This window comes from Mesorhizobium sp. M7A.F.Ca.MR.176.00.0.0 (assembly GCF_004023165.1).
GTDB lineage: Bacteria > Pseudomonadota > Alphaproteobacteria > Rhizobiales > Rhizobiaceae > Mesorhizobium.
The window spans coordinates 4,771-5,849 of the sequence record NZ_RZTC01000197.1 but is presented as its reverse complement, the minus strand read 5'-3'; the positions used below and the strand labels follow the sequence as shown (position 1 = coordinate 5,849).

Sequence of the window (1,079 nt, the reverse complement as noted above, 5' to 3'; positions counted from 1 at the left end):
GAAAAAAAGCGCCCAGAGCAGCACAAAGGGCCTGGAAGATCTATTTTACGAATCCTTGAAGGACAAATACTACGCCGAGCGTAAGATCTTAAGTGCCCTCAAGAAAATGGCCAGGGGTGCCGAATCGCAAGAGTTGACCGCCGCGTTCGAGAAGCACCGCGACGAGACTGAGGGCCAGGTCGAGCGGCTGCAGCAGGTGTTCGAAATTTTCGGCAAGCGCGCGCAGGGCAAGACCTGTCCGGCCATCGACGGTATTATTGAGGAAGGCCAGGAGATTCTGGAGGAGTTCCAGGAGGCGCCGGCCCTCGACGCCGGGCTTGTCGCCGCTGCCCAGGCCGTTGAGCATTATGAAATTGCCCGCTATGGCACGCTTGTGACCTGGGCAGGGCTGCTCGGCTTGAATGACGCCGTCCAACTGCTTCAGCAGACGCTCGACGAAGAGAAGGCAACTGACGAGGCGCTGACTCAACTCGGACAAGCCGGCGTAAACGAAAGGGCGCTGCAGGAAGCCGCCTAGCTGGACCCGTTTCAGTCTGCTGGGAGACCCAGTCCATGAACATCGCCGGAAACGTGCCGCCCCCGGGCGGCACCACACCCACCGACCCGGCTCCTGAGCTGGCACGGCTGCTCTTCGAGCCGAACATCTCCATCAACGGGCCCATTGGCCAGGATACGGTGACTTTCTTCCTCGGCCGGCTGGAAGAAGTTCGTCGCAGCGGCCAGGACATGCTGATGGAGTTGAACACCATCGGCGGCGATGCCGATGCCGCGCGTCGCATCGCGCTCGAAATCCGCCTGTTCCGCCGGCATTCAGGGCGACGCGCCTATTGTGTCGGCAAGACGCAGGTCTACTCGGCGGGAGTGACCATCTTTGCGGCGTTCGACCGGCATTGCCGCTTCCTGACCGAAGACGCGGTTCTGCTCGTGCATGAGCGGCGCATGGACACAAGCCTGGCGCTTAGCGGCCCGATGCGGTCCTGCATACAGATCGTGCGCGAAGAACTCGCCTTGCTCGAAACCGCCGAGCAGCTCGAAATGGAAGGCTTCAGGGAACTGGTCAACGGAAGCTCGCTGACCAC

At 61.4% G+C, this 1,079-nt stretch carries 2 protein-coding genes; both read left to right on the top strand.

Annotated features, from left to right (window positions below; genetic code table 11):
• A partial coding sequence (locus EOB59_RS33325) for a ferritin-like domain-containing protein (RefSeq protein WP_245486868.1) occupies positions 1-517 on the top strand: 517 nt, incomplete at its 5' end.
• A gap of 35 nt (positions 518-552) precedes the next feature.
• A partial coding sequence (locus tag EOB59_RS33320) for an ATP-dependent Clp protease proteolytic subunit (RefSeq protein WP_128290205.1) occupies positions 553-1,079 on the top strand: 527 nt, incomplete at its 3' end.